A 1,220-nucleotide genomic window follows, 5' to 3' on the forward strand; every position below is an offset into this window, starting at 1 on the left:
CCCCTCAGTCACATGAGCTTGATAAAGAGTGGCATATGGCGCTACTGGTTCGCGAGGCACAAAAGCGCATGCTTTCCGGTGGAAAAAAAGAACAAGTGGTCAGCGAACTGTTTAGCGGCGATGAACAACAATGCAACGTGATCTGCGAGATGTTATTAGGCAAGACGTTGTAAAAGAAGTGGAACGCTCCTCTGCGAGGAAAACCACCGCCACACTCAATCTCAATAAAAACGCAGCAGTTGTCTGGCGTTTTTATTGAGTATTCTTACAAAGAGCTTCTGTTGTTGAGATTAGAAAGGCACTTCTATTTGCATCATCACGTCGGCTTCAGAAGTTTCATGCCAGCGATAATCAAAGCGCATTCTCGGTTCACCGGATTTTTTATCGCCCAAGCCAATGCTGAACATTAAACCATGACTTCGTAGCCACTCTTCGGTTGTCATACTCGCCACTTGGTTTTCATACTCTTCCGGCAACCAGAAACCCAGACCAAATGCTTATCAGAGAGGTTTTGCGTCAAGACCGGGTTATCTTTGGCTTAACGCCCATTCACCCCAGTAATCTTCTTGTGTTTCTTGCTTGTCATCATTAAGCCAAATCATTCGCATGTTTTTTCAAGAAATGATTTTATCTTCGAGTTGACGTGCAATTTCCATGGCACTGTCTTGCAGCATATTGAACGCTCTTCCAGCAATGCACAAGACGCTGCTGCTTGCTTGGCAAACAACATCGATACAATGCAACATAGGAACGTTCTTTTTAGCATACTCATCAGACCTCTCTAAACTACGGAATTGTCTTATATAACTGCCGTTCTATCAATAATTTTCTTACGGATGGTGTGGTTAATTCCGCCAAATCGTCCCCACAATCGATCGCATGACGTATATCTGTACTTCTAATCTGCACTTTTTCCGGACAAGCCATCACCGTCCCATTCTGAGTGATCTCTTCCGCTTGATAAAAATTGGCGAACTTGAAAAAGTTATCAGGGCCAATCACTAAAGGTTATATCGGCCTCGGGGTAGATTTCTTGAATTCGTGTTAGCAAGGCGTACGTCGTGACACTTTCACCTGGCTGGTATAACTCTTGCTCAATGTTGGAACGCTTAGCTGTCGACAGCGTGAGATCTTGGATAAATGCGTCCAGAAGCTCACAACGAACTGCGTAGTCAAGCATCTCTTTGCCCCATGCATGTGCAATGGAAGGTTCAAGAAGA

Annotated in this window: 2 protein-coding genes and 1 pseudogene; all 3 read right to left on the reverse strand. The window is 44.5% G+C overall.

What is annotated here, in order from left to right; translation table 11 throughout:
• Positions 1-290: 290 nt before the first annotated feature.
• The gene (locus tag CIK04_RS34650; RefSeq protein WP_325205958.1) at positions 291-476 is read right to left on the reverse strand and encodes a hypothetical protein; all 186 of its coding nucleotides are present in this window, start codon (positions 474-476) and stop codon (positions 291-293) included.
• Between the two features lie 138 nt (positions 477-614).
• Positions 615-746: a hypothetical protein gene (locus CIK04_RS34655; protein WP_325205959.1), complete on the reverse strand. Its 132-nt coding sequence runs from the start codon at positions 744-746 to the stop codon at positions 615-617.
• Positions 747-786: 40 nt separating this feature from the next.
• A pseudogene (locus tag CIK04_RS28505) lies at positions 787-1,220 on the reverse strand (nicotinate-nicotinamide nucleotide adenylyltransferase); the annotation flags it as partial.

Source organism: Vibrio sp. 03_296 (assembly GCF_002265885.1).